We start from the raw sequence: 25,928 nt of genomic DNA on the forward strand, positions 1-25,928 counted from the left end.
GCGAGTGTCGCACCCGGCATCCGCAGGGGGGCGACGTAGGCTCATCGAGTCATGATCCGGTTCGAGCACGTCACCAAGAAATACCGAGGGACCAGCAAGCCGGCGCTGAGCGACGTCGACTTCGAGGTGCAGCGCGGGGAGTTCGTCTTCCTCGTGGGCGCGTCCGGCTCGGGAAAGTCCTCCTGTCTGCGCCTGATCCTGCGGGAGGACGGCCCGAGCGAGGGCCGCGTCGTCGTGCTCGGTCGCGACCTCAAGAGCCTCTCGACACGCAAGGTTCCGTACTTCCGTCGGCACATCGGGTCGGTCTTCCAGGACTTCCGTCTGCTGCCCAACAAGACGGTGTTCCAGAACGTCGCCTTCACGCTGCAGGTCATCGGCGCATCCCGCGCGTTCATCCAGCAGGCCGTGCCCGAAGCGCTCGCTCTCGTCGGCTTGGACGGAAAGCAGAAGCGCCTGCCGCACGAGCTGTCGGGTGGCGAGCAGCAGCGCGTCGCGATCGCGCGGGCGATCGTCAACCGGCCGCAGATCCTGCTCGCCGACGAGCCCACCGGAAACCTCGACCCGGCGACCTCCATCGACATCATGCAGCTGCTCGCCCGCATCAACGCCGGTGGCACGACGGTGGTCATGGCCACCCACGAGGCCGGCTTCGTCGATCAGATGAAGCGCCGCGTCATCGAGCTGCGCGGCGGTGTGATGGTGCGCGACGACCGCCACGGCGGCTACGGCGACACGTCATCGCTGCCCTCGCTGCAACCGCAGACGGAACGCGGCGCGGCAGCAACGGCCGCCCTGACCGCGGTGCTCGAACTGCAGCGCGAGATCGCGGAAGCTCCCGTCGAGCCCGTCCCCGCGCCTCCGACGGCGCCGGATGCCGCGGCGACCCCGCCCCTCACACGCCCGGCCGCTCCCGCGCCTGCAGCCACGACGCCTGCCGACCGGGCGGCGGACGCGTCGCCGCGACCGGCCATGCAGCGTCCCGCGCCTCTTCCGGCGAGCGGGGAGCCGGTGCCGCTCACGCGTCCGATCACCATCGCCGCCCCCGAGGTCGACCTCGGCGAGCTGGGCGTGGGTGACATCGACCTCGGCAAACTCGGGGTCGCCGACCGCCGCGGCCGCGAAGCCGACGAGAACGACGAAGTGGGACCGACCTCATGAGGATGCAGCTGATTCTCGGCGAGGCGCTCACGGGACTGCGCCGCAACGCGTCGATGGTGATCTCCGTCGTGCTCGTGACGTTCGTGTCGCTGACGTTCGTCGGTGCCGCGATGCTGATGCAGATGCAGATCGGCAAGATGCGCGACTACTGGTCCGAGCGTGCGCAGGTCTCGGTGATCATGTGCCGCGAGGATTCCACGGCCACGACGTGTGCCGACGGCGCCGCGACGCAGGAGCAGATCGATCAGGTCTCGCAACGACTGTCGAGCTCCGCGCTGAGCGGGGTTGTGCGCGACGTGCGGTTCGAGTCCTCCGACGAGGCCTACCAGAACCTGCTGAAGCTCTACGGCGACGAGTACAAGGACTATGTGACCCCTGCGCAGCTGGGCAACACCTACTTCGTCGGCCTGATCGACCCCGAGAAGGCGGACGTCATCACCGAGGCGTTCAACGGGATGGCCGGGGTGGAAGAGGTGAAGAACCAGCTGCAGTATCTCGAGCCTCTGTTCTCCGCCCTGACGATAGCGACGTACATCGCCGTGGGCATCGCCGTGCTCATGCTCATCGCGGCTGTCCTGCTCATCGCGACCACCATCCGGCTGTCGGCCTACGCGCGAAGACGGGAGGTCGGCATCATGCGACTTGTCGGTGCCTCCAACCGGTTCATCCAGACGCCGTTCATCCTGGAGGGCGTTTTCGCCGCGTTCATCGGCTCGCTCATGGCGGGCGCCGCGATCGTCGTGGGCGTGCACTTCGGTGTCGGCCAGTACCTCAAGGGTCGCGTGAGCTTCATCACCGACTGGATCGACATGGGGGATGCCGCGATCGTCATCCCCGTCATCGTGGTCATCGGCCTGGTGCTCGCCGCGCTGTCGGCGAGCTTCGCGATCCGCCGGTGGCTGCGGGCGTGAGATAGACTGACGGGCTGCCGTGTCCGCGGCATCCCGTCGTCCATCGGCGGAACAACGCCATCCACCACAGAGGATCAACCATGCCCAGGGAACGCGGGGAGAAGGTCGTCGCGACCAACCGTCGCGCGCACCACGACTACACCATCGAGAAGACGTACGAAGCGGGCCTCGTGCTCACGGGTACCGAGGTGAAGTCGCTGCGTCAGGGCCGGGCCAACCTGTCGGACGGATACGCCTACATCGACGGGGGCCAGGCCTACCTCGATGCCGTGCACATCCCGGAGTACTCGCAGGGGCACTGGACCAATCACGCCTCCAAGCGCACCCGCAAACTGCTGCTGCACAAGGAGGAGATCGTCAAGCTGTCGCACGCCGTCAGCGCCGGCGGGTACACGTTGGTTCCGTTGAAGCTCTACTTCTCCGACGGGCGTGCGAAGGTCGAGATCGCGATCGCCAAGGGCAAGCGCGAGTACGAGAAGCGGCAGACGATCCGCGAGCGCGAAGACAAGCGCGAGGCCGAGCGGGCGATGCGCAGCCGCAACCTCCGCGGCGAGTAGAGCCCACGATCCCCGCAGCCGACAGCGTGACCGGACGCGGAGGAGGTGTCGTTCTGTGGAGTCGAAGGGATGCCGTGCGCCGCAGGCGGCGCGAACTGACGAGACCTAGCGTGCGATGAAGCGGGCCTCGACTCCCGCCGACACGACGATCTCGTCGGGCCGGAACTCGACGGCGGCGGTCCGATCGAACTCGGCCATGCCGGCGACCTTCGCCATCACCCGCGGCGCGGGACCGGGGGAGGATGCCGCGCTCAGCAGCCCCAGGTCGGCGATCTCGACCGGGACGACCTCTCGCCGTCCGATCGCCGCGGCATAGGCGGAGGCCCGCTCGACCGCGACGGCGACGGCGTCCGTGGCGACGTCGCGCGCGACACCCGCGCGCGTCTCGGGCGTGAGCTGCCACTCGACCGCTCCCACCTGCAGCCCGTCGGTTCCGGCGATCGCATTGAGCCAGTCCGACAGGGCGACCGTGTCGGTGAAGGTCGCGGTCAGCTCCACCGACGCGTGGTGGACGAGGTCGAGCTGGCGGCCCTCGGTGTTCCACGGCCGGTCGGCCCAGACCGACATGCGCTGACTCGCCCAGTCCGCGATCGTGCCCGCCGTTGCGAGCGTGGCGAGGTGGGTGCGGACCGGCTCCGAGAGGCCGGCGACCCGCGAGACGACGGCGGCGCGCTCGGGTCCGTCGGCGGATGCCGTCACGTGCGCGACGGCGCGCTCGGGCAGCACTCGGGCGTGGCTCTCGCCGCGGACGGTGATCGTGACCTCGCTCATGGGGTAAACTGTAACGCTCGGGTGCCGACGGCAACCGAGAGACAACTCCACAGCGTGACAGTGGCTCATTCGCCGCACGGCACGTCGCCGTGACGCACACGGGGCTGATCGGTTTCGACAGCGTCTGTGAATCTGCGAGAAGCGGGCCGAGGATGCAGGGTTATCTCGTTAACGATCTCTGCGAACCTATAAGTGCCGAATCCAAGCGCACTGACTTCGCCCTCGCTGCCTAAGCGAGCCCGATAGTCCGTCAGACCGTGTGTGACCCCGCCACGGACCCTGGCGTCATCTAGGGGTCTTGCCGCGTGACGGCGCCTGGACGTCACGCGGGACTCTTCCCAGGCTGGGCTCGTCGACTTAGGTGTCTGTGACAAAGGTCGGAGCCGAGCAGAACGTCTTCACAGACTGCGCCCGGAGAAGACGCAGTATCCCAGCGTTGGACGGGGGTTCGATTCCCCCCAGCTCCACGACGCCACTGTCACCGGCGAAGGCCCCGGCATCCGATCGATGGATGCCGGGGCCTTCGTCGTCTGCGGGTGTCAGCCCGCCGTGCGCTTCGTGCGACGGCGCGCGAGCAGGATGCCTCCGGCCAGCACCAGTGCCGCGCCGATGCTGCCGACGAGCAGCGCAGTAAGCGCGGCGCGTTGACCACCTGGCTGCCCAGCCCGGTGAACGATCCGAGTTCGCGGCCGTTGACGAGGCCGGGGACGTCGGTGATGGCGTGGTCCTTCGCCGTCAGCGGGGCTGACTGGCGGCGTCGGCGGCGCTGGCGCAGGTGGCGCCGAAGCCGATGGAGCAGACGACGGCGGCGGCGACGAGGGTGGTCGCGCCGAGTCGGTCGATGAATCCGCGTCGGGTGCGGTGCGAGATCACGATTTTCCTTACAGTCGAGAGGGAGATGTCGCCCGCCTTCGCCCGCACCGATCAGGTAGGAGGGGGAAGGGGCGGCGATCACCCAGACTGCGGGCCGTGCGCGGGGCGCGCGGCAAATGGGGCGTGAATCGCGACTGACGTCGGCTGATGGGTCTCGTGAGCGTCGGTTGTGGACGCGCTGAGAAGGGTGGTCCCGAGGAGCGGTCGGCGCGTCAGCCGGCGGTGACCGGCATGAGCAGCAAGTTCTGCTTCGTGTCCGATACAGCGACCCAGCCGTCGCCGAACTGGTACGTCATGCCGTATCCCTTGTCATCCACGGTGATCACGCGCGACGGGTCCTGCGTGATGTAGAAGCCCGAATCGGCCGGCTCACGGCGCCAGCCCTCCTTCTCGAGCTGTGCGGCCACCGTCTCGGCGTCGGCGGTGCTGACGGGTGCCCAGCCGAACTCGATGAGGTTGCCCGATGCGACCGAGTAATTCGCCCAGGTGCAGATCAGTCCGCCGTCGATCGGTGCGCTCGGCGGCTGGGTTTCGAACGTGAAGGGCGTCTGCTTGGCTGTCCATCCCTTGCTCTTGAACTCGGCGAGGGTGTCGGAGACGATCATGCTGTCGCAGGTCACGGCGCCGCCCGTCGTCGGCGAGGTGTCCGGCGTCGGTCCGGGCAGCGCCTCGGTCGGCGTGGGTGATACGGCGTTGCCGGTGGGGGCCGGGCCGGCCGAGGGCGCGGCTGACGTGCAACCGCTCAGCAGAAGAGCCGTTGCGAGGGCGACGGTGGACAGCGCGAGGGGTGCGAAGCGTGCACGTGTCATCGGCGGGGGTCCGATCAGGAGATGGCGGGCGAAGCGCGGAGGAGGGAGAGGAAGTCGTGATGAAGACGTCCGTTGGTCGCGAGCGACGAGCGCGACGACAGCGAGTCGGCTCCGTCGATGTCGGTGAACCTTCCACCGGCTTCGTGGACGATCGGCACGAGGGCGGCGATGTCGTACTCCTTGACGCCGAACTCCGCCACGAACTCGAGTCGCCCCTCAGCGAGGAGCATGTACGGCCAGGTGTCGCCATAGCCGCGGTCGCGCCAGACTGCGCGGCTGAGGCGCAGCAGATCGTCGGCGCGGCCGACCTCGTCCCACTGCGCGATGGACTGGAAGCTCACGCTCGCTTCGGCGACGGCGTCGACACCCGAGACGCCCAGGCGGCGCGTGCCGCCGTTGGCAGTGTTGGTCCAGGCGCCCTGGCCGGATGCCGCCCACCAGCGTCGCCCGAGGGCCGGCTGGCTGGCCACCCCGACGCGGGGCACGCCGTCGATGGCGAGGGCGATGAGGGTCGTCCACATCGGAATGCCCTTGAGGTAGTTGGCCGTGCCGTCGATCGGGTCGATGATCCACTGCCGGGCCGCGTCGCCCGAGGTACCGTACTCCTCACCCAGGATGCCGTCGCCGGCCCGCTCGGTCGACAGCAGCTCGCGGAGCACACGCTCGGTGGCGAGATCGGCTTCCGTGACGTGGGAGGCGTCGGCCTTCACCTGGACGTCGAGATCGGCGGCATCGAAGCGCGCCATCGTCACGGCATCCGCCGCATCGGCAAGACGCAACGCGAGCCGGAGATCCTCGGTCAGGTCGCCGTCGAAGGGCGTGCTCCAGGCGGACGCGGTGGCGGGGGAGGTCACACCCTCAAGGATAAGGGGCGCGCGTCGTCTCGATTCGCGGTGTGACGTTCGGGATGGTAACGTTGTCCCTCGGTTCGCCAGTGATCTTCTCGAGAGATTCAGCGGCCGACGGAACGCACCTCTAGCTCAATCGGCAGAGCAACTGACTCTTAATCAGTGGGTTCTGGGTTCGAGTCCCAGGGGGTGCACCACAGCAAGGCCCGGCCCGCGAGTGATCGCGGACCGGGCCTTCGTCGTCGCTGACGCCCCTGCCCGCGCGCAGAACGGGAGGAGAAATCACCTCCGGAGGATGAACGCGCCGTTGCGCTCCTCCCGGGGTGAAATCTCCTCCCGAACTGCCCTCAAGCTCCGGCGAGGACGGCCTATGCCGCGTCGCCCACGAGCACCGCGGCTGCCTCTTCCGCGGCATCCGCATCGTGCGCGTCGATGCGCGCGAGCGCCCGACGGCCGATCAGGATCGTCGCCGCCGAGATCAGCACCGAGATGCCGGCGAACACGAACGGCACCGAAGCGTTGAACGCGTGCCACAGCGCAGCGGCGATCGGGGGAGCGGCAGCCCCGCCGAGGAAGCGGACAGCGGAGTACGCCGACGAGGCCACCGATCGTGGCAGGTCGGTCGCCTCCATCGCCGACTCGGTGAGGATCGTGTTCATGAGACCCAGGAGCAGTCCGCCGACGATGATGCAGACGACCAGCCCCGCAGCCGAGGCCACGACGACCGCGGCTACGAACAGGTCGATCGCCAGCAACGGCAGCACGATGAGCATCGCCGCGCTCCGCGACAGTCGACGCAGCAGGATCGGTGCGATCCACACGCTCGTGATCGCCAGCGCCACGCCCCAGCCGAAGAAGGTCAGACCGATCCCCATCGCACCGAACCCGAGCGGGAAGGGGGAGAAGGCCAGCAGGACGAAGAAGCCGATGTTGTAGAAGAGGGCCGCGATCGCGAGCACCGCCAAGGCCGGCTGGCGTAGCGCCTGGAAGGGCGCCGACAGCCTCACGGGCGTCCGCTTCTCCTCACCGCCGCGCAGCAGCACGAGCACCGCGACGAAGGCGATCGCCATCAGCGCCACGACGCCGAAGAACGGGCCGCGCCAGCTGATCTCACCCAGGATGCCGCCGAGGAGCGGACCGATCGCGATGCCCAGACCGAGCGCCGCCTCGTACAGGATGATCGCCGCGGCGCTGCCACCCGAGGCCGCCCCGACGATCGTCGCGAGCGCGGTCGAGATGAACAGGGCGTTGCCCAGGCCCCACCCGGCGCGGAAGCCGATCACGGCATCGACGCTTCCCGACACGGCGCACAGCAGGGCGAACACGACGATGAGGCCGAGGCCGATCAGCAGCGTCGCCTTCGTGCCGATGCGGGAAGAGATCCAGCTCGTCACGAGCATCGCAAGACCCGTGACGACGAGGTAGCTCGTGAAGAGCAGCTCGGTCTCCACGGGAGTGGCGCGCAGCGACTCGGCGATGGCGGGAAGGATCGGGTCGACCAGACCGATGCCCATGAAGGCGATGACGCACGCGAAGGCGACGGCCCAGACCTGAGCGGGCTGGCGCCAGATGGTGACCTTCTGGGACGTGTGGGCGCTGTTCATCGAGCCACCTCCGCCACGCGTGTACGCGCGTTGACGATGTCCGCGGCGCGGCGGATGGTGTGCCATTCGTCCTCGTCCAGGTCGGCGAAGCGCGGTGCGAGGGCTGAGCTCAGCACTTCCAGCCACTCGTCGAGGGCGGTCATGCCGGACTCTGTGGCCGAGACGAGCGTTGCGCGGGAGTCGTCGGGGTCGCTCGTTCGCTCCAAGAGCCCGGCATCCGCCATCTGTGCGACCAGCCGCGTCATCCCGGGTTGAGTGACCCGCGAGAGCGTCGCCAGGTCGCCGATGCGCAGCGGTCCGTTGTCGCGGAGGAGCACGAGCGTGCGCCACTGGGCGGAGGGGGCGTCGGTGCGGGTGTCCAGGGCCGCCACCCGTGTGAGGGCATGCGCGCCGATGAGCAGTCGCAGGATGTCGTCCGAGTGTTGCATACCGCAAGCATATACCCGAGGTATGCAAAGAGGTTATCGGATCGTGACCGCGCGTCGGTGCGCGCTGTTTGACACGGGGCGTCCGCCTGGACATGATTGCAGTACCTGAATCGGTTCTCAGGTCTTCCTTCCAACGGTGAAAGGCACGCACATGCGGGTTACGAAGAAGTTGCTCCACGTGAGTTTTGTGGCCGTCGTCGCGACGACGGCTCTCGCCCTGTCGGCCTGCGCGCCGCAGGACGCGACGACGGGTGGAGCGGCGACCGCCGGCGGCGGACCCGCGGGGGTCACGGTCGGTGTCGTCACGAGCGAGACAGGTCCGCTCGCCGGCTACGGCAAGCAGTATCTCGACGGCTTCAAAGCCGGTCTCGACTACGCCACGGACGGTTCCAACGAGGTGGACGGCACCAAGATCACCGTCGACTACCGCGACGATGCGGGCGACCCCGACACGGCCGTCGGCGTCGCAAAGGAGCTCATCGGTCAGGGGGTGAACATCCTGGCGGGCAGCGCCTCCTCGGGTGTCGCCGCTGCCGTCGCCGAGCAGGCGGGGCAGAACAAGGTCCTCTTCATCTCGGGCCCCGCCGCCGCCGACGCTCTGACGGGTGTGAATGCGTACACGTTCCGCAGCGGTCGTCAGTCCGCGCAGGATGTCGCGACCGCGGGCACTTTCCTCGGCGACCTCACGGGCAAGACCGTGACGGTCTTCGCCCAGAACAACGCCTTCGGCAAGGGCAACGAGGCCGCCGTCACCGCCATCCTCGGTGGGAAGGGCGCGACGGTGAACAGTGTGCTCGTCGCCGAAGACGTCACCGAGTTCACGCCGTTCGCCCAGCAGGTGCTCGCCGCCAAGCCCGACCTCGTCTTCGTCGCCTGGGCCGGTGCCACGTCCGGCGCGATGTGGCAGTCGATGAGCCAGCAGGGCGTGCTGGACGCCGTCCCCGTCGTCACCGGTCTCGGCGACTCGGCGACGTTCGGTGCCTATGGCGCGGCATCCGAGAAGATCAAGTTCCTGAACTACTACTTCCCGGGGGCCCCGGACAACGACGTGAACACCAAGATGGTCGAGGCCGTCACCAAGGCCGGCGGAACGCCCGACCTGTTCACCCCCGACGGCTTCAACGCGGCACTCATGATCGTCCACGCCGTCAAGGAAGGGAAGGGCGACGTCGAGGCGATGGTCAAGAGCCTTGAGGACTACACGTTCCAGGGCCCGAAGGGTGCGCTCACCGTGCGCGCCGGCGACCACGCGCTCATCCAGGACATGTACCAGGTCAAGCTCGTCGCCAACGGCGGCAGCTTCACACCCGCGCTCGTCGACACCGTTCCCGCCGAGCAGGTCGCCCCGGCGAAGAAGTAGATCGCGACACGGCATCCCGAAACGAGGCGCATCCGCATGAGCACCCCCGTCCCGTCCGCGCTGCTGATCGAAGGCCTCGGCCTGCAGATCGGCGGAGCGACCATCCTGAAAGACGTCGACCTCGACGTCGCGCCCGGCAGCATCGTCGGCGTGATCGGGCCGAACGGCGCAGGAAAGACCACGCTGTTCAATGTGATCTCGGGCGTCGCGCGGCCGACCGCAGGTCGCATCGTGATGGACGGTGTCGACATCACTCGCGCGTCCATCGCACAGCGTGCGCGGGCGGGACTGGGGCGCACGTTTCAGACCTCCAGCCTGTTCCCGCGCCTCAGCGTGCTGGAGAACGTGCGCCTGGCGGCCCAGGTCGGCCGCGGCGGAAACTTCTCGCTGCTGCGCTTTCCTCGCAGAACGGATGCCGCGACGGAGCTCGCTTTCGATCAGCTCGTGAAGGTCGGGCTCACCCACAAGCTCGACACGGCGGCCGGTGACATCTCCCACGGTGACAAGCGCAAGCTCGAGATCGCCGTCCTGTTGGCGACCGAGGCCAAGATCGTGCTGCTCGACGAGCCGATGGCGGGGGTCGCCTCCGGCGACGTCGCGGGACTCGCGGACACGATCCGCGAGATGCAAAACGCGACCGGGTGCACGGTGTTGATGGTCGAGCACCACATCGACGTGCTCATGGGCTTCGTCCAGAAGGTCGCCGTCATGTACTCCGGGTCGATCATCGCGTTCGACTCACCCGCACGGATCATGGAGAACCCCGTGGTGCAGAGCGCCTACCTCGGCCGCGGCCTGGAGCCGGCGGGGGAGTCGGCCGCATGAGCGCACCGATCCTCACGGTCACGCACCTGTCGGCATCCATCGCGGGTCAGCAGGTCGTCGAGGACGTCTCCTTCGAGGTCCCGGCGACGGGGATCACCGCCATGCTCGGCCGCAACGGGGTCGGCAAGACGTCGACCATGCGCGCCGTCCTGGGGCTCATCTCGCGCAAGGGGAAGGTCCTGCTCGCGGGCGAGCGCATCGACGGGTTGCCCACCCACCGCATCGTCCAGCGCGGCGTGGGCTACGTCCCGGAGGACCGCGAGGTGTTCGCCGGCCTGACCGTCGCCGAGAACCTCGCCCTCGCCGAGCGTGACAGCAAGCCGCGCCGGGAGTTCGTCGCCGAGCTCTTCCCCGACCTGATGGCGCGGCGGTCGCAGCTCGCCGGAACGCTCTCCGGTGGACAGCAGCAGATGGTGTCGGTCGCGCGAGCGCTGCTCAACGACAACCGCATCCTGTTGGTCGACGAGCCCACGAAGGGACTCGCCCCGAAGATCGTCGACGACGTCGCGCGAGCCCTGCAGGAGGCTGCCAAGATCGTGCCCATCCTGCTCGTAGAACAGAATCTCGACGTCGTGCGCGCTCTCGCCGACGACGCCATCGTCATCGCCGGTGGGCGCGTCGTCCACACGGGGAAGGCGCGCGACATCCTCGACGACGACGCCCTGACCACGCGCCTGCTCGGCGTCAGCGCGGAGGTGCACTCTTGAGCAGCATCGTCCTCATCCTCCTCACCGGTGTCGGGCTCGGCGCGCTGTACTTCCTCGTCGCGTCGGGGCTGAGCCTCATCTACGGCCTGATGCACGTGCTCAACTTCGCGCACGGCGCCTTCCTCACCCTCAGCGCCTTCATCGGATGGCAGGTGGCGCAGGCTCTGGGCACGGCCTCGTGGGGCTCGTTCGTCGTCTCGATCCTCGTCGGTGCCGCCGTCGGCGCGGTGTTCGCGACGCTCACCGAACTGGTGCTCATCCGCCCGCTCTACGAGCGTCATATCGAGCAAGTTCTCGTGACGGTCGGACTCTCCTTCGCCGCGGTCGCGCTGTTCGAGGGCATCTGGGGGACGGATGCCGTGAACATCGCCGGTCCTGCGTGGTTGAAGGAGACCACCGAGATCCTCGGGGCGCGCATCCCGAACACGTACTGGGTTCTGATGCTGGCCGCAGCCCTCGTGCTCGTCGCCCTCGTGCTGTTCCTGAAGAAGACGCGATACGGGATGATCATCCGGGCCGGCGTCGAGAACCGCGCGATGGTGACCGCCCTCGGCATCGACGTGCGCCGCAGCTTCACCCTCGTGTTCGCGATCGGGGGCGCGGCCGCCGGCATCGGCGGAGTCCTCGCCATGCACTACACGACGTTCGTGTCGGCACATCTGGGCGCGACGCTGCTCATCTTCGCGTTCATCGTGACCGTCATCGGCGGCCTCGGCTCGCTCACGGGCGCCGCGATCGCGTCGGTGCTCGTCGCGGTGCTGCAACAGTTCGCGAACGTCTACCTGAGCGGCACGGGCGACTTCATCGTGGTGGTGCTGCTGGCCGTCGTGCTCCTCGTGCGACCCACCGGACTCATGGGGAGGAAAGCATGACCGTCACCACCGGGGTTCCCACCCTCGTGCCGGGCCGCACCGGGGCCTTCATTCCCTTCGTCGTCGGTGCCGTCCTCGTCGTCGTCATGGCCGTGTTGCCACTGCTGAACATCTCGATCCCCGGCATCCTGCCGGGAGCGACGTACACACCGGGCTCGCTCGCTCTGCTTTCGCTCTGCATGGTCTTCGCCGCGCTCGCCCTCTCGTACAACCTGCTGCTGGGCACCTCCGGGATGCTGTCCTTCGGCCACGCCTTGTACTTCGGTGTCGGCGCGTACGGACTCGGGCTCGCGCTGAAGTTCTTCGGGGTGCCGCTGTGGCCCGGTGCTCTCATCGCTCTCGTCGGTGGGCTCGTCATCGCCGCATTCACGGGCGCCATTTCGATGCGCGTTTCCGGCATCCCCTTCGCGATGGTGACACTGGCATTCGCGCAGGCCGGGTCGGTGCTGGTGCGTCGCAATCAGGACATCACCGGTGGTGAGGAGGGACTGCGGCTGCCCGTCGACCAGGTGCCCTCCTGGCTCGTGGGCGTGTCGAACACCCGCAACCTGTATTGGGTGACGCTCTGCGTGCTGGTGGTCGTCTACCTCGTCGTGCTCTGGGTGGACCGCTCGCGGCTCGGACATCTCGCACAGGCGGTGCGTGAGAACGAGCTGCGCGTGCAGGTGCTCGGACTGCGCCCCTACACCGCGAAGCTGCTCGTCTTCATCCTCGCCGCCCTCTGCGCCTCGCTCGCCGGCATCGCGTACATGCTGCTGCAGTCGGGAACGCAGCCCAGCACCGTCGGCGCCGATCTCACGATCACCGTGCTCGTGATGGTGGTTCTCGGCGGCGTCGGGTTCCGGTGGGGTGCCATCGTGGGCGGTGTGCTGTACACGATCCTCGACCAGCGGCTCACGGTGCTGGCGCGCGCGGAGTGGATCCGCGACCTTCCCGACGTGCTGCGCATCCCGTTGTCGGAGCCGCTGTTCCTGCTGGGCGTACTGTTCATCCTCGTGGTGATGTTCCTGCCTGGCGGCATCGCCGGCACGATCGATGCGGCGGTGCGTCGTCGTCGAGGTGAGCGCACACGCTCGCAGCTGCGCCAGATCGACGACGCGGACGAGACCGTCGCGGAGCCCGCGGGGGTGCGCGCATGAGCGTCCGAACGAGGTGGAGATCGTGAACGGCGACCTCGACGGCGCGCACACGATCGGACGCTGGCTCACCGATCGCGCCGGCGGCACACCCGACCGCACCGCCATCGACGACCGCGGTGTGCGCATCGGCTACGGCGACCTCGAAGCCCGGGCCCGCGAGCTCGCGGCATCCCTCCGGCGCGCGGGCTACGGCCCGGGCGACCGGCTCGCGACGATCACCGGCAACTCGATCGACCACGTCGTGGTGTTCTTCGCGTGTGCGAAGGCCGGCATCGCGATGGTGCCGCTGTCGTGGCGGCTGTCGTCACGCGAACTGAGCGAGGCGCTCGTGCACGCGGCCCCCGCGCTCGTGGCGATCGAGGACGAGTACCTCGGGGTGGCCGACGACGCGCTCGCGCGGCTGGAGGCACCCCCGCCCACGACCCTGCTCGGAACGACCGGTATCGAGGCCGCGGTTCCGCGACGCGGAGACGGGAGGGATGCCGCGCCCGCCCGGGCCGTCCGCGACGACGATCCGCTTCTCGTCATCTACACCTCCGGCAGCGAGGCCGCGCCCAAGGGCGTCGTCCTCACCCACGCGAACTGCTTCTGGAACAACCTCGCGCTGGCCGGTGTCGCCCAGCTGACCGCCGAGGACATCGTGCTCGCGGTGCTGCCGCAGTTCCATGTCGCCGCGTGGAACTGTCAGCCGCTGCTGGCATGGTGGGCCGGCGCGACGGTCGTCCTCGAACGCTCCTTCCAGCCTCGGCGGGTGCTGCAGCTGCTCTCCGAGCGGGCTGTGACGGCGATGATGGGGGTGCCCACCCAGTACCGGCTGCTGATCGACGACCCCGGCTTCGCCGCGCTCGCGCGCGGACGGCTGCGCCAGGCGCTCGTCGGCGGGGCGACGATCCCACCGGCACTCGCGGCGCGGTGGGCCGATGCCGGTGTGCCGCTCACCCAGGGTTACGGCCTGACCGAGGCCGCTCCCAACGTGCTGTGCCTGCCGGCATCCGAGAGCCGCGCGCACCCCGGCGCCGTGGGACGGCCCTACCCGCACGTGGACGTGCGGGTGGTCGATCCCGACTCCGGTTTGGAGCTCGGCGGTGAGGCGACCGGCGAGCTGTGGGTGCGCGGTCCGAGCGTCTTCGCCGGGTACCTCCACGATGCGGAGGCGACGGCGCGGGCGATGGCCGGGCCGTGGCTTTGCACCGGCGACATCGTGCACCGTGACCGCGACGGCGTGTTCCGCATCGTCGACCGGCGCAAGGACATCTTCATCTCCGGCGGTGAGAACGTCGCGCCCGCGGAGGTCGAGCGCGCACTTCTGCTGCACCCCGCGATCGCGGATGCCGCGGTCGTCGGCGTGCCGGACGATGTGTGGGGCGAGCGCGGCGTCGCGTTCGTCGTGCGCGCGGAGGGGGCCGCTCTCGGCGCCGACGAGGTGCTGACCCACGCGCGTGCGGAACTCGCGGGTTTCAAAGTCCCCGTGCGCGTCGCCTTCGTGGACGAGCTTCCACGGTCCACGATCGAGAAGTTGGCCCGTTCTCGACTGCGCGCACGGGCCGCCGACCTGGTGAGAGGAAGTGCTCGTGAGCACAGTTGAGCAGTTCGAGCCCGAAGCGGCTTTCTCCGCGGCCGGCAAACCACTGACCAAGCGCGGAGAGGCGACCCGCCGCAAACTCCTCGAAGCCGCTGAGGACGTCTTCGCGCGGCTTGGCTACCACGAGGCCTCGATCGTCAAGATCACCGAGAGCGCCGGCATCGGCCTCGGCACCTTCTACCTCTACTTCGACAGCAAGCAGCAGATCTTCGAGGAGCTCGTCGTCGATCTCAACCGGCGTGTGCGACACGCGATGGCCGAGGCCATGGCGGGTACCGACAACCGCATCGACGCCGAACGCGCGGGCTTCGAGGGGTTCTTCCGCTTCACGGCCGCGCACCCGGCCCTGTACCGCGTGGTGCGTGAGGCGGAGTTCGTCTCGCCCGAGATGCTGCGGCTGCACTACACCCGCATCGTCGAAGGCTACGAGGCCGGTCTGCGCGCCGCCCAGGCATCCGGCGACGTCGACGCCGGTCTCGACCCGGAGGTGACCGCCTGGGCCCTCATGGGCGCCGGTGAGCTGATCGGCATGCGCTTCCTGCTGTGGGAGCGCGACGATGAGGGGCAGCCCCCGGCGGCGATCCCCGACGCGGTCATCGACGGCATGATGCGCTTCATCCGCAACGCGCTCGCGGCACGCGGCGAGAGGGGACAGGACCATGACTGAGCAGGATCTCGCCGGGCGTCGCGCCGTCGTGACCGGTGGCGCGAGCGGCATCGGCCTCGCGTGCGCCGAGGAGTTCGCCGCGCGCGGCGCGCACCTGGTCATCGCCGACTTCAACGGCGACGCCGCACACGAGGTGGCGCAGCGCCTCGGCGGTGAGGCGTGGGTCGTAGACCTCTCCGCGACGGAGGCGCTGGACGACCTGTCGCTGGATGCCGACATCCTCGTCAACAACGCGGGCGTGCAGACCGTCGCGCCGATCACGGAGTTCTCGCCGGAGCGGTTCCGTTTCATGCAGCGGCTCATGGTCGAATCGCCCTTCCTTCTCATCCGGGCCGTGCTGCCCGGGATGTACGAGCGCGGTTGGGGCCGCATCATCAACATCTCCAGTGCGCATGGCCTGCGCGCAAGCGCGTACAAGTCGGCCTACGTGACGGCCAAACACGCCCTGGAGGGGCTGTCGAAGGTGACGGCGCTGGAGGGCGGGCCGCACGGGGTGACCAGCAACTGCATCAACCCCGCGTATGTGCGCACGCCTCTGGTCGAGAAGCAGATCGCCGACCAGGCGAGCGTCCACGGTATCGCCGAGGACGAGGTCGTCGAGAAGATCATGCTCACCGAGTCGGTCATCAAGCGCCTGATCGAGCCGACGGAGGTCGCCTCGCTCGCCGGATGGCTCGCGAGCGATCACGCCGGGATGGTCACCGGCGCCAGCTACACGATGGACGGCGGGTGGACGGCGCGATGAGCACCCGCGTGGTGCGTGCGGTCGATGTCGCCGTCCCCGGCGGTTCGCTGCGGGTCGGTGTGTGGGAGGCCGACCCCGGCGCCCCGACGATCCTCGCCGTCCACGGGGTCACCTCGTCGCACCTCGCGTGGGAGATGCTCGCCGAGGCGTTGCCGCACGTGAGGATCATCGCGCCGGATCTGCGCGGCCGCGGTCGCAGCAACGGCGTGCAGGGAGCGGCGGGCATGGCGGCCCACGCCGACGATCTGGCCGCTGTCTGCGCGGCGCTGCACGCCGTGCCCGACCTCGTGGTGGCGCACTCCATGGGCGCGTTCGTGTCGGTCGTGTTCGCGCACCGGCATCCGGACTTGGTTGCGCGTCTGCTCCTCGTCGACGGAGGACTGCCGCTGGCGGCTCCGGCCGACCTGACGCCGGACGAGCTCGTCGCGGCGATCCTCGGGCCGACGGCTGCGCGGCTCTCGCGCCGCTTCGCCGACGTGGACGACTATCTGGCGTTCTGGCGCGCGCACCCCGCGTTCGCGGACGACTGGTCGCCGGCGCTCGAGCATTACCTCGCGTACGACCTCGAACGCGAGCCCGACGGCTCGTACCGACCGGCGACGAGCTACGCCACCACGGTCGAGGACACCGTCGACATGAACACGCGTGACACGGTGCGCGACGCGCTCGACGCGCTCACCACGCCGACCACCCTCGTCACCGTGCCGCGGGGACTGCAGGACGAGATCCCCGGGCTGTATCCGCCGGTCCACCTCGCCGCCCAGCTGGCGGCCTATCCGTCGGTCGCGCATGTTGCCTGGCCGGAGTTCAACCACTACACGGTGGTGCTCTCCCACGCCGGTGCCGACCGCTTGGCCGCGCTGGTGGAGGAGCAGCTCGCCGCCTCCGTCCCGCACGCGCCGTAGCTCCGCCGCGTCCCGCGGCATCCCGAGAAACCATCGGCGTCTCGACACATCACCGCTGCGGTGGTTTCTCGTCGTCGAGGTGGTTTCTCGGCGGGGATGCCGGCGCGGCGGAGGCGGCTAGCGCGCGCCGGCGGCGATGCGGGTGGTCAGCTGGTGCGCGTGGGCGAGGAGCGTGCGTCCGAGGTCGGGAATGCGCTCGGGGGAGAAGCGGAAGTCGACACCCGTGAGGCTCAGCGCCCACTGCGGGTGCCCCGCGCGCGTGAACACGGCCGCCCCGATGCCGTAGCTGCCTTCCACGATGAGCCCCGGGTTGAGGGCGTAGCCGCGGGCCTGCGTCTCGCGGAGACGCGCGCGCAGGCGCGGCTCGGCGTGCGCCGTGCCGTGACGCTCGGCGAGCTCGGGGTGCCGCTCGAAGTACGCGTCCACATCGTGGGAAGGCAGGAACGCGAGGATGGCGAGCCCCGCCGACGCGACGCCCAGCGGGAAGCGGATGCCCTCCGACAGGACGAACGACCGGATGGGGAACGCGCCGTCCTCGCGGATGAGGCACACCGTCTCGTCGCCACGGCGCACCGACAGGAACGCGCTCTCCTCGGTGCGCACCGCGAGCGCGCGGACGATGTCGCGCGCGATGGCGGTGATGTCGTAGCGGGATGCCGCGACCGTGCCCATCAGATAGAGCTCCGGTCCCGGCATCCAGGCGCCGGAGTGCTCGTCCTGGTCGACGAGGCCCTCGTGTCTCAGCGCGGTGAGCAGGCGGTGCGTCGTCGGGCGGGTCAGCTCAGCGCGGCGTGCGATCTCCGCGACCGAGAGGCCCTGCTCGCCCGCCGACGTGACGAGCCGCAGGAGTGCCGCCGCGCGCGCCACCGACTGCGCACCGGGGATGGTTCGTCGAGCGGACTCCACGATGTGGACAGTACGCGCCGCGGCATCCACATGGCAAGCGCCGACGTGCGCGGCCGTGCGGGACGGCGGAGGATGGAGGCGATACGCGGTGACAAAGGAGTGATTCGTGATCGACAAGACCTACCCGTCGGCGGCCGATGCGGTGGCCGACATCCCGGACGGCGCCTCGCTGGCCGTCGGCGGATTCGGCCTCTCGGGAAATCCCATCGCGCTCATCGGGGCGCTGCTGGCTCAGGGCACGCGCGATCTGTCGATCGTCTCGAACAACTGCGGCGTCGACGACTGGGGCCTCGGCGTGCTGCTGAACGCGAAGCGCATCCGAAAGATGACCTCCTCCTACGTCGGCGAGAACAAGGAGTTCGAGCGGCAGTTCCTCTCCGGCGAGCTCGAATTGGAGCTGACACCGCAGGGCACACTCGCCGAAAAGCTCCGGGCCGGCGGCGCGGGGATCGCCGCCTTCTTCACCCAGACCGGCGTCGGCACCCAGGTCGCGGAGGGCGGACTGCCGCGCAAGTACGACGGCGCCGGGGGCGTTGCGGTGGCCTCGCCGCCGAAGGACGTCCGCGCCTTCGCGGTCACCGGAGTGGAACGGGACTACGTGCTCGAGGAGGCGATCGTCACGGACTTCGCGCTCGTGCACGCCGCGAAGGGAGACACCCACGGCAACCTCGTCTTCCACAAGGCCGCCCGCAATTTCAATCCGCTCGCCGCCATGGCCGGGAGGGTCTGCATCGCGCAGGTCGAGGAGCTCGTCGACCCCGGCGAACTCGACCCCGACGGCATCCACCTGCCCGGCATCTACGTGCACCGCATCGTGGAGGTCGGCACCGACATCGAGAAGCGCATCGAGCGCCGCACCGTCACGGTCGACGACAGCGCCGATCGCGACATCCCGGAAGGAGCCTGAGATGGCGCTCACCCGCAACGAGATGGCCGCACGTGCGGCCGCGGAGCTGGCCGACGGGTCGTACGTGAACCTCGGCATCGGGTTGCCGACGCTCGTGCCGAACTTCGTGCCCGACGACGTGACCGTCGTGCTGCAGTCGGAGAACGGCATCCTCGGCGTCGGTCCGTACCCGACCGAAGCGCACGTCGACCCCGACCTCATCAACGCCGGCAAGGAGACCGTCACCGTCCTTCCGGGCGCCGCGTTCTTCGACTCGGCGCTGAGTTTCGGCATGATCCGCGGCGGCAAGATCGACGCGGCCATCCTCGGCGCGATGCAGGTGTCGGCCTCCGGAGACCTGGCGAACTGGATGATCCCCGGGAAGATGGTCAAGGGTCCGGGCGGCGCCATGGACCTCGTCCACGGTGCGGAGCGGGTGATCGTCCTGATGGAGCATGTCGCCCGCGACGGCTCGGCCAAGATCGTGAACGCCTGCTCGCTGCCGCTGACCGGACGCGGCGTGGTCGACCGCATCATCACCGACCTGGCCGTCATCGACGTCACGGACGGCGGCCTCGTCCTCATCGAGACGGCCCCCGGCGTGAGCGTCGACGAGGTCGTCGCCGCCACCGAACCCGATCTGATCATCGCCGACGCACTCAAGGAGATCGCATGAGCACCGACGACATCGTCATCGTGGCCGCCGCCCGCACGCCGCAGGGGCGGCTCAAGGGGCAGCTCGCCTCCTTCACCGCGGCGCAGCTCGGCGGGTTCGCCATCGCCGGCGCGCTCGCGCAGGGCGCCATTGCCGCCGAGGCCGTGGATGCCGCGATCATGGGGCAGGTGCTGCCGGCCGGTTCCGGACAGAACCCGGCGCGCCAGGCGGCCCTCGCCGGCGGACTCGGCTGGGACGTCCCGGCATCCGCCGTCAACAAGGTGTGCCTGTCGGGCCTCACCGCGATCATCGACGCCAAGCGGATGATCGCCTCCGGCGACGCGAGGGTCGTCGTCGCGGGCGGCATGGAGTCGATGACGCGTGCGCCGCACCTGCTCATGGGCTCGCGCGAGGGCTGGAGCTACGGATCCGTCGAGGTGCTCGACCACATGGCCTACGACGGTCTGACCGACGCGTACGACCGCGAGAGCATGGGCGCCTCCACGGAGCGGCTGAACCCGCGCTTCGAGGTCACGCGCGAGCAGCAGGACCGCGTCGCCACCCTGTCGCACCAGCGCGCCGCGGCGGCGCGGGATGCCGGGGTCTTCGACGCCGAGATCGTCGCCGTCGAGGTGGCGCAACGCCGCGGTCCCGCGGTGACGATCACCACCGATGAGGGCATCCGCGACGAGACCACCGCCGAGACGCTCGCCGGTCTTCGCCCCGCATTCGCGCCCGACGGGTCGATCACGGCCGGCAACGCGTCGCAGATCTCCGACGGCGCCGCCGCCGTGGTGCTGACCACACGCGCGCACGCCGACGCGAGCGGATGGCCGGTGCTCGCCGTGGTGGGCGCGGCTGGTCAGGTCGCCGGTCCCGACAACTCGTTGCACGCGCAGCCCGCGCGCGCGATCGCGCAGGCCCTGCAGCGGCAGCAGCTCGCGGCATCCGATCTGGATCTCGTCGAGATCAACGAGGCGTTCGGCGCCGTCGTCGCCCGCTCGCAGCGCGAGCTCGGTGTGGGGGAGGACGTCGTGAACATTCACGGCGGCGGCATCGCCCTCGGGCACCCGATCGGCGCCTCCGGCGCGCGGCTCGTCGTCCACACCGTGCACGAGCTCGTCCGCCGCGGTTCGGGCACGGCCGCGGTCGGCCTCTGCGGCGGGGGAGGCCAGGGCGAGGCGCTCCTGCTCACGCGCTGACGCGCGACGCCGGCGGTTCGCCGCACACCGCGCGCCGGCCGGCCCGGCTATCGTCGGGGTGACGCACGGGGAGGTGACCGCGTGGGCCGAGCGCGCGACGAACGGTCTGCGGCGTTCGCCCGGTACTGGACGGCGGCTGCGCTGAGCTCGTTCGGCACTGCCATCACGACGGTCGCGATGCCCGTTCTCGTGGTCCAGCTGCTCGGCGCGACACCGCTCGAGGTCGGTGTCGTCAACGCGGCGCAGTTCGTTCCGTACGCCGTGCTCGGCGTCATCGCCGGTGTGTACACGGATCGCTGGCGTCGCCGACCCATCCTCGTCTGGGCCAGCATCGCGCGGGCGCTGTCGCTCGGGGCGGTACCCGTACTCTGGGCATGCGGCATCCTCCAGGTGTGGATGCTGGTCGTCGCGCTCCTGCTGTTCGGGTCGTTCTCGGTGTTCGGCTTCGCCGCGGCACAATCCCTCCTGCCTCGTCTCGTGCCGCGTGACGGGTAGCTTCGCGCCAACATGAGACTGGGCCCGACGGATGCCGCGGCCCAGACGCTCGGCCCGAGCATCGGCGGCGGCCTCGTGGGGCTGGTCGGCGCTCCCCTCGCCATCGTCATCGACGCGGTGAGCTACCTCGCCGAGGCCGTGCTGAACGCCACCGTGAGGGTCGAGGAGCCGCGGGCGCCGCATCGCCCAGCCCGACTGGGCACCGAGATCGGCCAGGGGATGCGGTGGACGTACCGGCATCCGATGCTGGGCCCTCTCACCGTATCGACTCACGTCTGGTTCGTCGCCAACGGCGCGGCGTTGACGGCGCTGTCGCTGCTGGCGCTTCGCGAGCTGGGATTCTCCGCGCTCACGTACGGGTTGCTGCTGACGGTCTTCGGAGTCTCGAGCCTGATCGGAGCGTCGAGCGCCGCCGTGCTCACGGGACGCATCGGCGCGGGACGCGCGATCGTGGGCGCACGCTCGCTCTACCCGCTGGCGTGGATCCTGGTCGCCGTGGCGCCGCCGTCGGAGCTCGGCGCGGCTCTTCTGTTCGTCGCGATCGGCGTGCAGGGCGCCGCGGTGGGCATCGAGAACACGCCGGAGCAGCTCCTCTGGCAGACGCTCACCCCCGATCGGTTCCTGGGGCGTACCAACACGACCGACGCGCGGGCAACCGGACGCTCGCCGCTGTCGGGGCGTTGTCGGCCGGCGTCGCCGTCGGCCTTATCGGGGATCGGGGCGCTCTGGCCGCGACCGTCGTGGTGTTCGCCGTCGCCGCGGCGATCGCGTGGTTCTCTCCGCTGCGCCGCCGCGGGGAAGAAACTCTGGCGTTCGATTGACGTCTCCGCCAGTGCACGGTCCGTCGAGACCTCCGCGCGACCCGTCAGCCGGCGCGCGACCGGGTCGCGACCGACACCGGCTTCGTGCACGACGAGATCGGGCTCTGATCTCGTCGTGGGTATCGGTGCTCAGCGCTGGAGGCGCGTGGCCAGCAGCTTCTGTTCCCTCCCACGGATGGGGGAGTCCGTCGAGACGACGCGCCCGCGTGAGGCGCGGTACGTGTCGACGATCGTGCCGATCGACAGCGCGAGCGTGATGCCCCAGCTCAGCCAGGCGAGCGCCTGACGCCAGGTGAACGGCACGTCGCCGCGCAGTCCCCGCAGCAGCGCGAGGCCGCTGGTCACGGCGGAGATGATCCCGGTCCCGAACAGGTACTTGCGCATGAGACCACGTTAGCCTGGAAGAACGCCTGCCGAGAGGAGCCGCGTGAGCGACCCGAAGTCAAAGGCCGACATGATCGTCGTGTCCAACCGTTTGCCCGTCGACCACGACCCCAGCGTCGAGGGCGGGTGGCGTCGCTCGCCCGGAGGTCTCGTCGCCGCGCTCGAGCCGGTGCTCCAGCAGACCGGGGGAGCGTGGGTCGGCTGGCCCGGGACCGCGGGGTTGGAGCTCGAGCCGTTCGAGCTCGACGGCATGGAGCTCGTTCCGGTGACGCTCACCGACGAGGACGTCGAGCTCTACTACGAGGGCTTCTCCAACGACACCATCTGGCCGCTGTATCACGACGTCATCTCGCCGCCCGCCTACCACCGCGAGTGGTGGGAAGCCTATGTCCGCGTCAACGAGCGGTTCGCCGCCGCCGCGGCATCCGTTGCCGCTCACGGAGCGGTGGTGTGGGTTCAGGACTACCAGCTCCAGCTCGTCCCGCGGCTGCTGCGGGCGCTGCGACCGGATGTGGTGATCGGCTACTTCCACCACATTCCCTTCCCCGCATACGGTCTGTTCGCGCAGCTTCCGTGGCGCAAGCACGTGCTGGCCGGTCTGGTCGGAGCCGACGTCATCGGCTTCCAGCGGGTGCAGGATGCCGGCAACTTCACGAACGCCGTGCGGCGCCAGTTGGGGTTCGAGACGAAGTCGGGCGCGATCCGCGTGGTCGCGGATGATGGTTCCGTGCGCACGGCCGTGGCGAAGGCGTACCCGATCTCGATCGACACGCAGCTCTACGACGAGATCGCCCGGCGCCCCGAGGTCCAGGCGCGAGCGAAGGAGATCCGTGCGAGCCTCGGCGACCCGCAGACCGTGATCTTCGGTGTCGATCGCCTCGACTACACGAAGGGCATCGGCCATCGGCTCAAGGCCTACGGCGAGCTCCTCGAGGAGGGCCGCCTGGACGTCGAGGACGTCACGCTCGTCCAGGTCGCGAGCCCCAGTCGCGAGCGCGTCGCCGCATACATGCAGCTGCGCGACGAGATCGAGCTCACCGTGGGACGCATCAACGGCGACCACGACACCGTCGGCCACACCGCGATCAGGTATCTGCATCACTCGTACCCGCGCGAGGAGATGGTCGCCCTGTATCTCGCGGCCGACGTGATGCTCGTCACGGCGCTTCGCGACGGCATGAACCTCGTCGCGAAGGAGTATGTCGCCAGTCGCATCGACAGTCGCGGGGTGCTCGTGCTCAGCGAGTTCACCGGTGCCGCCGACGAGCTCTCGCAAGCCGTGAAGGTCAACCCCCACGACATCGACGGACTCAAGGACGCGATCATGGCGGCGGTCGAGATGCAGCCCGCCGAGCAGGCCCGCCGGATGCGGGGCCTGCGCCGGCGTGTGCGCGACCACGACGTCGCCGACTGGTCCCGACGCTTCCTGGCCGACCTCGACGCCGTCCGGAAGCAGGACGCGTGAGCGGCTGGGAGCCTATCGCCGGCCTGGCGCGTGTGCCGCGGTTGCTCGTCGCACTCGATTTCGACGGCACGCTCGCGCCCCTGGTCGACGAGCCGATGGCGGCGCGCATGAGCCAGGATGCGCGGGCAGCGGTCGAGGCCCTCGCACAGGCGCCGGGGACGACGGTCGCCTTGGTCTCGGGACGGACGCTGCGCGACCTCCGGGTGATCGCCGAGTACGACGACGACTCGCCGCTGCTTCTGGCCGGCTCGCACGGCGCGGAGCAGTGGCCGCCTCCGGGGGAGGCACCGGCTCCCGTGGACCCTCTGCTGCTCGCGCAGCGCGACGACCTGCGCGCGCGTGCCGAGGCCATCGCCGCCGACGCCGACCGTGCCTGGGTTGAGCCGAAGGAGTTCGGCTTCGCGCTGCACACGCGCCTCGTGTCGGATGCCGCCGCCGCGCGCGGCGCGCAGGAGAGGATCGCTGCGCTCATGGCCGCGGAGGCTTCCGACTGGCGTCGTCGTGACGGCCACGACATCCTCGAGTACGCCTTCCGTGCGGAGGGCAAGGACGGCGCGGTCGCACGGCTGCGCGCGCAGACCGGTGCGAGCGCGGTGCTGTTCGCCGGCGACGACGTGACCGATGAGGACGCCTTGCGCAGTCTCCAGCCGGGTGACGTGGGTGTGCGGGTCGGCCCGGGTGAGACCGCGGCGACTGTTCGTGTCACCGGCACCCCCGAACTGGCGGCGCTGTTGACACGTCTGGCGCGCGAACGGGACACCCTGCGGGAATAGACTTCGAGGATGCCGGACAGCGATCCCTCCATCGACATCAAGCCCCGCAGTCGTGTCGTCACGAACGGCATCGAGGCGACCACCTCCCGCGGCATGCTGCGCGCCGTCGGCATGGGCGACGAGGACTGGGACAAGCCCCAGATCGGCATCGCGTCCAGCTGGAACGAGATCACGCCGTGCAACCTGAGCCTGGACAGGCTCGCGCAGGGCGCGAAGGAGGGCGTGCACGCCGGCGGCGGGTACCCCCTGCAGTTCGGGACCATCTCCGTCTCCGACGGCATTTCGATGGGTCACGAGGGCATGCACTTCTCGCTCGTGTCCCGCGAGGTCATTGCCGACTCCGTGGAGACCGTGGTCATGGCCGAGCGGCTCGACGGCACGGTGCTGCTCGCCGGCTGCGACAAGTCGATTCCGGGCATGCTCATGGCCTCTGCCCGCCTCGATCTGTCGAGCGTTTTCCTTTACGCAGGATCCATCGCGCCGGGCTGGGTGAAGCTGTCGGACGGCACCGAGAAGGACGTCACGATCATCGACTCGTTCGAAGCGGTCGGCGCGTGCCTTGCGGGGAAGATGAGCGAGGCCGACCTCAAGCGCATCGAGTGCGCGATCGCCCCCGGAGAGGGGGCGTGCGGTGGCATGTACACCGCGAACACGATGGCGTCCGTCGCCGAAGCCCTGGGGTTGAGCCTTCCGGGCTCGGCCGCGCCGCCTTCTGCGGACCGTCGGCGCGACTACTACGCGCACCGGTCGGGGGAGGCGGTGGTGAACCTGCTGCGCCAGGGCATCACGACGCGCGACATCCTCACGAAAGAGGCATTCGAGAACGCCATCGCCCTGGCCATGGCGCTCGGCGGCTCGACCAACGTCGTGCTGCACCTGCTTGCCATCGCCCGCGAAGCTGATGTCGAGCTGAGCCTGCACGACTTCAACCGCATCGGTGACAAGGTGCCGCACGTGGCGGATATGAAGCCGTTCGGTAAGTATGTGATGAACGACGTCGACCGTCACGGCGGCATCCCCGTGATCATGAAGGCCATGCTCGACGAGGGACTGCTGCACGGCGACGCCCTCACGGTGACGGGGAAGACCCTCGCCGAGAACCTCGCCGAGCTCGATCCCGACCCGATCGACGGCACCGTCATCCACACCTTCGATGACCCGATCCACGCGACGGGCGGCATCACGATCCTCCACGGCTCACTGGCTCCCGAGGGCGCCGTCGTCAAGACAGCGGGCTTCGATGTGTCGGTGTTCGAGGGGCCCGCGCGGGTGTTCGAGCGGGAGCGCGCGGCGATGGACGCCCTGGAGGCGGGCGAGATCGCCGCGGGCAGCGTGATCATCATCCGCTACGAGGGCCCGAAGGGCGGCCCCGGCATGCGCGAGATGCTCGCCATCACAGCGGCCATCAAGGGCGCGGGGCTCGGAAAAGATGTACTACTCTTGACGGACGGCAGATTCTCAGGCGGCACAACCGGCCTGTGCATCGGCCACATAGCACCCGAAGCGGTGGACGCAGGTCCCATCGCCTTCGTGCGCGATGGTGATCTGATACGGGTCGATATCGCGGCTCGCACTCTCGA

At 69.5% G+C, this 25,928-nt stretch carries 25 protein-coding genes, 1 tRNA gene, 1 other RNA gene and 1 pseudogene; 21 read left to right on the forward strand and 7 right to left on the reverse strand.

Annotated elements, in window-relative coordinates; translation table 11 throughout:
• Nucleotides 1-51: 51 nt before the first annotated feature.
• The 3 genes from ftsE (at nt 52) to smpB (ending at nt 2,626) form a co-directional block, all read left to right on the forward strand.
• The gene (gene ftsE / locus ABS64_RS03495; RefSeq protein ID WP_036288714.1) at nt 52-1,158 is read left to right on the forward strand and encodes a cell division ATP-binding protein FtsE; all 1,107 of its coding nucleotides are present in this window, start codon (nt 52-54) and stop codon (nt 1,156-1,158) included.
• Complete coding sequence (gene ftsX, locus ABS64_RS03500) at nt 1,155-2,069, forward strand: permease-like cell division protein FtsX (RefSeq protein WP_036288711.1); 915 nt, start codon at nt 1,155-1,157, stop codon at nt 2,067-2,069. The genes ftsE and ftsX overlap by 4 nt, the downstream gene beginning before the upstream one ends.
• An 80-nt stretch (nt 2,070-2,149) precedes the next feature.
• Nucleotides 2,150-2,626 (forward strand): SsrA-binding protein SmpB, encoded by a 477-nt coding sequence (smpB, locus tag ABS64_RS03505; protein ID WP_036288708.1) that lies wholly within the window; start codon nt 2,150-2,152, stop codon nt 2,624-2,626.
• Between the two features lie 105 nt (nt 2,627-2,731).
• Here smpB and ABS64_RS03510 read toward each other — a convergent pair whose 3' ends face one another.
• Nucleotides 2,732-3,397, reverse strand: a complete 666-nt coding sequence (locus tag ABS64_RS03510) for an SIMPL domain-containing protein (protein ID WP_204947308.1) — start codon at nt 3,395-3,397, stop codon at nt 2,732-2,734.
• Nucleotides 3,398-3,497: 100 nt separating this feature from the next.
• Between ABS64_RS03510 and ssrA the strand changes: the two genes are divergently transcribed.
• Nucleotides 3,498-3,867: a transfer-messenger RNA gene (gene ssrA / locus ABS64_RS03515) on the forward strand.
• Nucleotides 3,868-4,132: 265 nt separating this feature from the next.
• Here ssrA and ABS64_RS03520 read toward each other — a convergent pair.
• From ABS64_RS03520 to ABS64_RS03530, 3 genes are all read right to left on the reverse strand, one after another.
• A complete protein-coding gene (locus ABS64_RS03520; RefSeq protein WP_204947307.1) occupies nt 4,133-4,270 on the reverse strand; it encodes a hypothetical protein in 138 nt (45 codons plus the stop codon).
• Nucleotides 4,271-4,482: 212 nt separating this feature from the next.
• The gene (locus ABS64_RS03525; protein WP_036289820.1) at nt 4,483-5,079 is read right to left on the reverse strand and encodes a hypothetical protein; all 597 of its coding nucleotides are present in this window, start codon (nt 5,077-5,079) and stop codon (nt 4,483-4,485) included.
• A gap of 14 nt (nt 5,080-5,093) precedes the next feature.
• The gene (locus ABS64_RS03530; protein WP_204947306.1) at nt 5,094-5,933 is read right to left on the reverse strand and encodes an inositol monophosphatase family protein; all 840 of its coding nucleotides are present in this window, start codon (nt 5,931-5,933) and stop codon (nt 5,094-5,096) included.
• 115 nt (nt 5,934-6,048) lie between these two features.
• Here ABS64_RS03530 and ABS64_RS03535 point away from each other — a divergent pair.
• Nucleotides 6,049-6,124, forward strand: a tRNA-Lys gene (locus tag ABS64_RS03535).
• A 171-nt stretch (nt 6,125-6,295) separates the two neighbouring features.
• Here the strand turns inward: ABS64_RS03535 and ABS64_RS03540 are convergent.
• Together ABS64_RS03540 and ABS64_RS03545 are read right to left on the reverse strand one after the other, a co-directional pair.
• Complete coding sequence (locus tag ABS64_RS03540; protein WP_288119106.1) at nt 6,296-7,531, reverse strand: MFS transporter; 1,236 nt, start codon at nt 7,529-7,531, stop codon at nt 6,296-6,298.
• Nucleotides 7,528-7,959: a MarR family transcriptional regulator gene (locus ABS64_RS03545; RefSeq protein ID WP_036290459.1), complete on the reverse strand. Its 432-nt coding sequence runs from the start codon at nt 7,957-7,959 to the stop codon at nt 7,528-7,530. The genes ABS64_RS03540 and ABS64_RS03545 overlap by 4 nt, the downstream gene beginning before the upstream one ends.
• A 151-nt stretch (nt 7,960-8,110) precedes the next feature.
• On the opposite strand from ABS64_RS03545, the gene ABS64_RS03550 reads away from it, so the two are divergent.
• From ABS64_RS03550 to ABS64_RS03590, 9 genes are read left to right on the forward strand one after another with little or no spacing between them, the layout of a single operon-like run.
• Nucleotides 8,111-9,319, forward strand: coding sequence for a substrate-binding domain-containing protein (locus ABS64_RS03550; protein ID WP_288119104.1), 1,209 nt, complete (start codon nt 8,111-8,113; stop codon nt 9,317-9,319).
• Nucleotides 9,320-9,355: 36 nt separating this feature from the next.
• Complete coding sequence (locus ABS64_RS03555) at nt 9,356-10,144, forward strand: ABC transporter ATP-binding protein (protein ID WP_288119102.1); 789 nt, start codon at nt 9,356-9,358, stop codon at nt 10,142-10,144.
• Nucleotides 10,141-10,851, forward strand: coding sequence for an ABC transporter ATP-binding protein (locus ABS64_RS03560; RefSeq protein WP_292680915.1), 711 nt, complete (start codon nt 10,141-10,143; stop codon nt 10,849-10,851). Before ABS64_RS03555 ends, ABS64_RS03560 begins: the two co-directional genes overlap by 4 nt.
• Nucleotides 10,848-11,723 carry a branched-chain amino acid ABC transporter permease gene (locus ABS64_RS03565; protein WP_204947300.1) on the forward strand — a complete coding sequence of 292 codons (876 nt, stop codon included), beginning with the start codon at nt 10,848-10,850 and terminating at the stop codon, nt 11,721-11,723. The genes ABS64_RS03560 and ABS64_RS03565 overlap by 4 nt, the downstream gene beginning before the upstream one ends.
• Nucleotides 11,720-12,862, forward strand: a complete 1,143-nt coding sequence (locus ABS64_RS03570) for a branched-chain amino acid ABC transporter permease (protein ID WP_292680919.1) — start codon at nt 11,720-11,722, stop codon at nt 12,860-12,862. Before ABS64_RS03565 ends, ABS64_RS03570 begins: the two co-directional genes overlap by 4 nt.
• Before the next feature lie 22 nt (nt 12,863-12,884).
• On the forward strand, nt 12,885-14,447 hold the full coding sequence (locus ABS64_RS03575) for an AMP-binding protein (protein ID WP_292680944.1): 1,563 nt from the start codon (nt 12,885-12,887) through the stop codon (nt 14,445-14,447).
• Nucleotides 14,434-15,111 carry a TetR/AcrR family transcriptional regulator gene (locus tag ABS64_RS03580; RefSeq protein WP_005050076.1) on the forward strand — a complete coding sequence of 226 codons (678 nt, stop codon included), beginning with the start codon at nt 14,434-14,436 and terminating at the stop codon, nt 15,109-15,111. Before ABS64_RS03575 ends, ABS64_RS03580 begins: the two co-directional genes overlap by 14 nt.
• A complete protein-coding gene (locus ABS64_RS03585) occupies nt 15,104-15,856 on the forward strand; it encodes a 3-hydroxybutyrate dehydrogenase (protein ID WP_204947297.1) in 753 nt (250 codons plus the stop codon). Before ABS64_RS03580 ends, ABS64_RS03585 begins: the two co-directional genes overlap by 8 nt.
• The gene (locus ABS64_RS03590) at nt 15,853-16,761 is read left to right on the forward strand and encodes an alpha/beta hydrolase (protein WP_292680926.1); all 909 of its coding nucleotides are present in this window, start codon (nt 15,853-15,855) and stop codon (nt 16,759-16,761) included. Before ABS64_RS03585 ends, ABS64_RS03590 begins: the two co-directional genes overlap by 4 nt.
• Before the next feature lie 117 nt (nt 16,762-16,878).
• On the opposite strand, the gene ABS64_RS03595 is transcribed toward ABS64_RS03590, so the two are convergent.
• The gene (locus ABS64_RS03595; RefSeq protein ID WP_204947295.1) at nt 16,879-17,667 is read right to left on the reverse strand and encodes an IclR family transcriptional regulator; all 789 of its coding nucleotides are present in this window, start codon (nt 17,665-17,667) and stop codon (nt 16,879-16,881) included.
• 106 nt (nt 17,668-17,773) lie between these two features.
• On the opposite strand from ABS64_RS03595, the gene ABS64_RS03600 reads away from it, so the two are divergent.
• The 7 genes and pseudogenes from ABS64_RS03600 to ilvD form a co-directional block, all read left to right on the forward strand.
• Entirely contained in the window at nt 17,774-18,574 is an 801-nt protein-coding gene (locus tag ABS64_RS03600; RefSeq protein WP_292680929.1) for a CoA transferase subunit A, read from the forward strand.
• Nucleotide 18,575: 1 nt separating this feature from the next.
• Entirely contained in the window at nt 18,576-19,229 is a 654-nt protein-coding gene (locus tag ABS64_RS03605) for a 3-oxoacid CoA-transferase subunit B (protein ID WP_288119302.1), read from the forward strand.
• Nucleotides 19,226-20,410, forward strand: a complete 1,185-nt coding sequence (locus ABS64_RS03610) for an acetyl-CoA C-acyltransferase (RefSeq protein WP_036290468.1) — start codon at nt 19,226-19,228, stop codon at nt 20,408-20,410. The genes ABS64_RS03605 and ABS64_RS03610 overlap by 4 nt, the downstream gene beginning before the upstream one ends.
• 81 nt (nt 20,411-20,491) lie before the next feature.
• Nucleotides 20,492-22,012, forward strand: a pseudogene (locus ABS64_RS03615) (MFS transporter).
• A gap of 168 nt (nt 22,013-22,180) precedes the next feature.
• Nucleotides 22,181-23,575 (forward strand): trehalose-6-phosphate synthase, encoded by a 1,395-nt coding sequence (locus tag ABS64_RS03620; RefSeq protein WP_288119342.1) that lies wholly within the window; start codon nt 22,181-22,183, stop codon nt 23,573-23,575.
• Nucleotides 23,572-24,348 (forward strand): trehalose-phosphatase, encoded by a 777-nt coding sequence (gene otsB / locus ABS64_RS03625; RefSeq protein WP_292680935.1) that lies wholly within the window; start codon nt 23,572-23,574, stop codon nt 24,346-24,348. The genes ABS64_RS03620 and otsB overlap by 4 nt, the downstream gene beginning before the upstream one ends.
• A gap of 9 nt (nt 24,349-24,357) precedes the next feature.
• On the forward strand, nt 24,358-25,928 hold a 1,571-nt coding region (gene ilvD / locus ABS64_RS03630), incomplete at its 3' end, for a dihydroxy-acid dehydratase (RefSeq protein WP_292680938.1).

Origin of the sequence: Microbacterium sp. SCN 69-37 (genome assembly GCF_001724435.1) — a bacterium.
In the GTDB taxonomy this organism is placed as follows: Bacteria; Actinomycetota; Actinomycetes; order Actinomycetales; family Microbacteriaceae; genus Microbacterium; species Microbacterium laevaniformans.

What these genes read in the sequence shown, in the direction of transcription:
- ftsE (WP_036288714.1), top strand. Translation starts at nt 52, where the DNA reads ATGATCCGGTTCGAGCACGTCACCAAGAAATACCGAGGGACCAGCAAG.
- ftsX (WP_036288711.1), top strand. Translation starts at nt 1,155, where the DNA reads ATGAGGATGCAGCTGATTCTCGGCGAGGCGCTCACGGGACTGCGCCGC.
- smpB (WP_036288708.1), top strand. Translation starts at nt 2,150, where the DNA reads ATGCCCAGGGAACGCGGGGAGAAGGTCGTCGCGACCAACCGTCGCGCG.
- ABS64_RS03510 (WP_204947308.1), bottom strand. Translation starts at nt 3,397, where the DNA reads ATGAGCGAGGTCACGATCACCGTCCGCGGCGAGAGCCACGCCCGAGTG.
- ABS64_RS03525 (WP_036289820.1), bottom strand. Translation starts at nt 5,079, where the DNA reads ATGACACGTGCACGCTTCGCACCCCTCGCGCTGTCCACCGTCGCCCTC.
- ABS64_RS03540 (WP_288119106.1), bottom strand. Translation starts at nt 7,531, where the DNA reads ATGAACAGCGCCCACACGTCCCAGAAGGTCACCATCTGGCGCCAGCCC.
- ABS64_RS03545 (WP_036290459.1), bottom strand. Translation starts at nt 7,959, where the DNA reads ATGCAACACTCGGACGACATCCTGCGACTGCTCATCGGCGCGCATGCC.
- ABS64_RS03550 (WP_288119104.1), top strand. Translation starts at nt 8,111, where the DNA reads ATGCGGGTTACGAAGAAGTTGCTCCACGTGAGTTTTGTGGCCGTCGTC.
- ABS64_RS03555 (WP_288119102.1), top strand. Translation starts at nt 9,356, where the DNA reads ATGAGCACCCCCGTCCCGTCCGCGCTGCTGATCGAAGGCCTCGGCCTG.
- ABS64_RS03560 (WP_292680915.1), top strand. Translation starts at nt 10,141, where the DNA reads ATGAGCGCACCGATCCTCACGGTCACGCACCTGTCGGCATCCATCGCG.
- ABS64_RS03570 (WP_292680919.1), top strand. Translation starts at nt 11,720, where the DNA reads ATGACCGTCACCACCGGGGTTCCCACCCTCGTGCCGGGCCGCACCGGG.
- ABS64_RS03585 (WP_204947297.1), top strand. Translation starts at nt 15,104, where the DNA reads ATGACTGAGCAGGATCTCGCCGGGCGTCGCGCCGTCGTGACCGGTGGC.
- ABS64_RS03590 (WP_292680926.1), top strand. Translation starts at nt 15,853, where the DNA reads ATGAGCACCCGCGTGGTGCGTGCGGTCGATGTCGCCGTCCCCGGCGGT.
- ABS64_RS03605 (WP_288119302.1), top strand. Translation starts at nt 18,576, where the DNA reads ATGGCGCTCACCCGCAACGAGATGGCCGCACGTGCGGCCGCGGAGCTG.
- ABS64_RS03610 (WP_036290468.1), top strand. Translation starts at nt 19,226, where the DNA reads ATGAGCACCGACGACATCGTCATCGTGGCCGCCGCCCGCACGCCGCAG.
- ABS64_RS03620 (WP_288119342.1), top strand. Translation starts at nt 22,181, where the DNA reads ATGATCGTCGTGTCCAACCGTTTGCCCGTCGACCACGACCCCAGCGTC.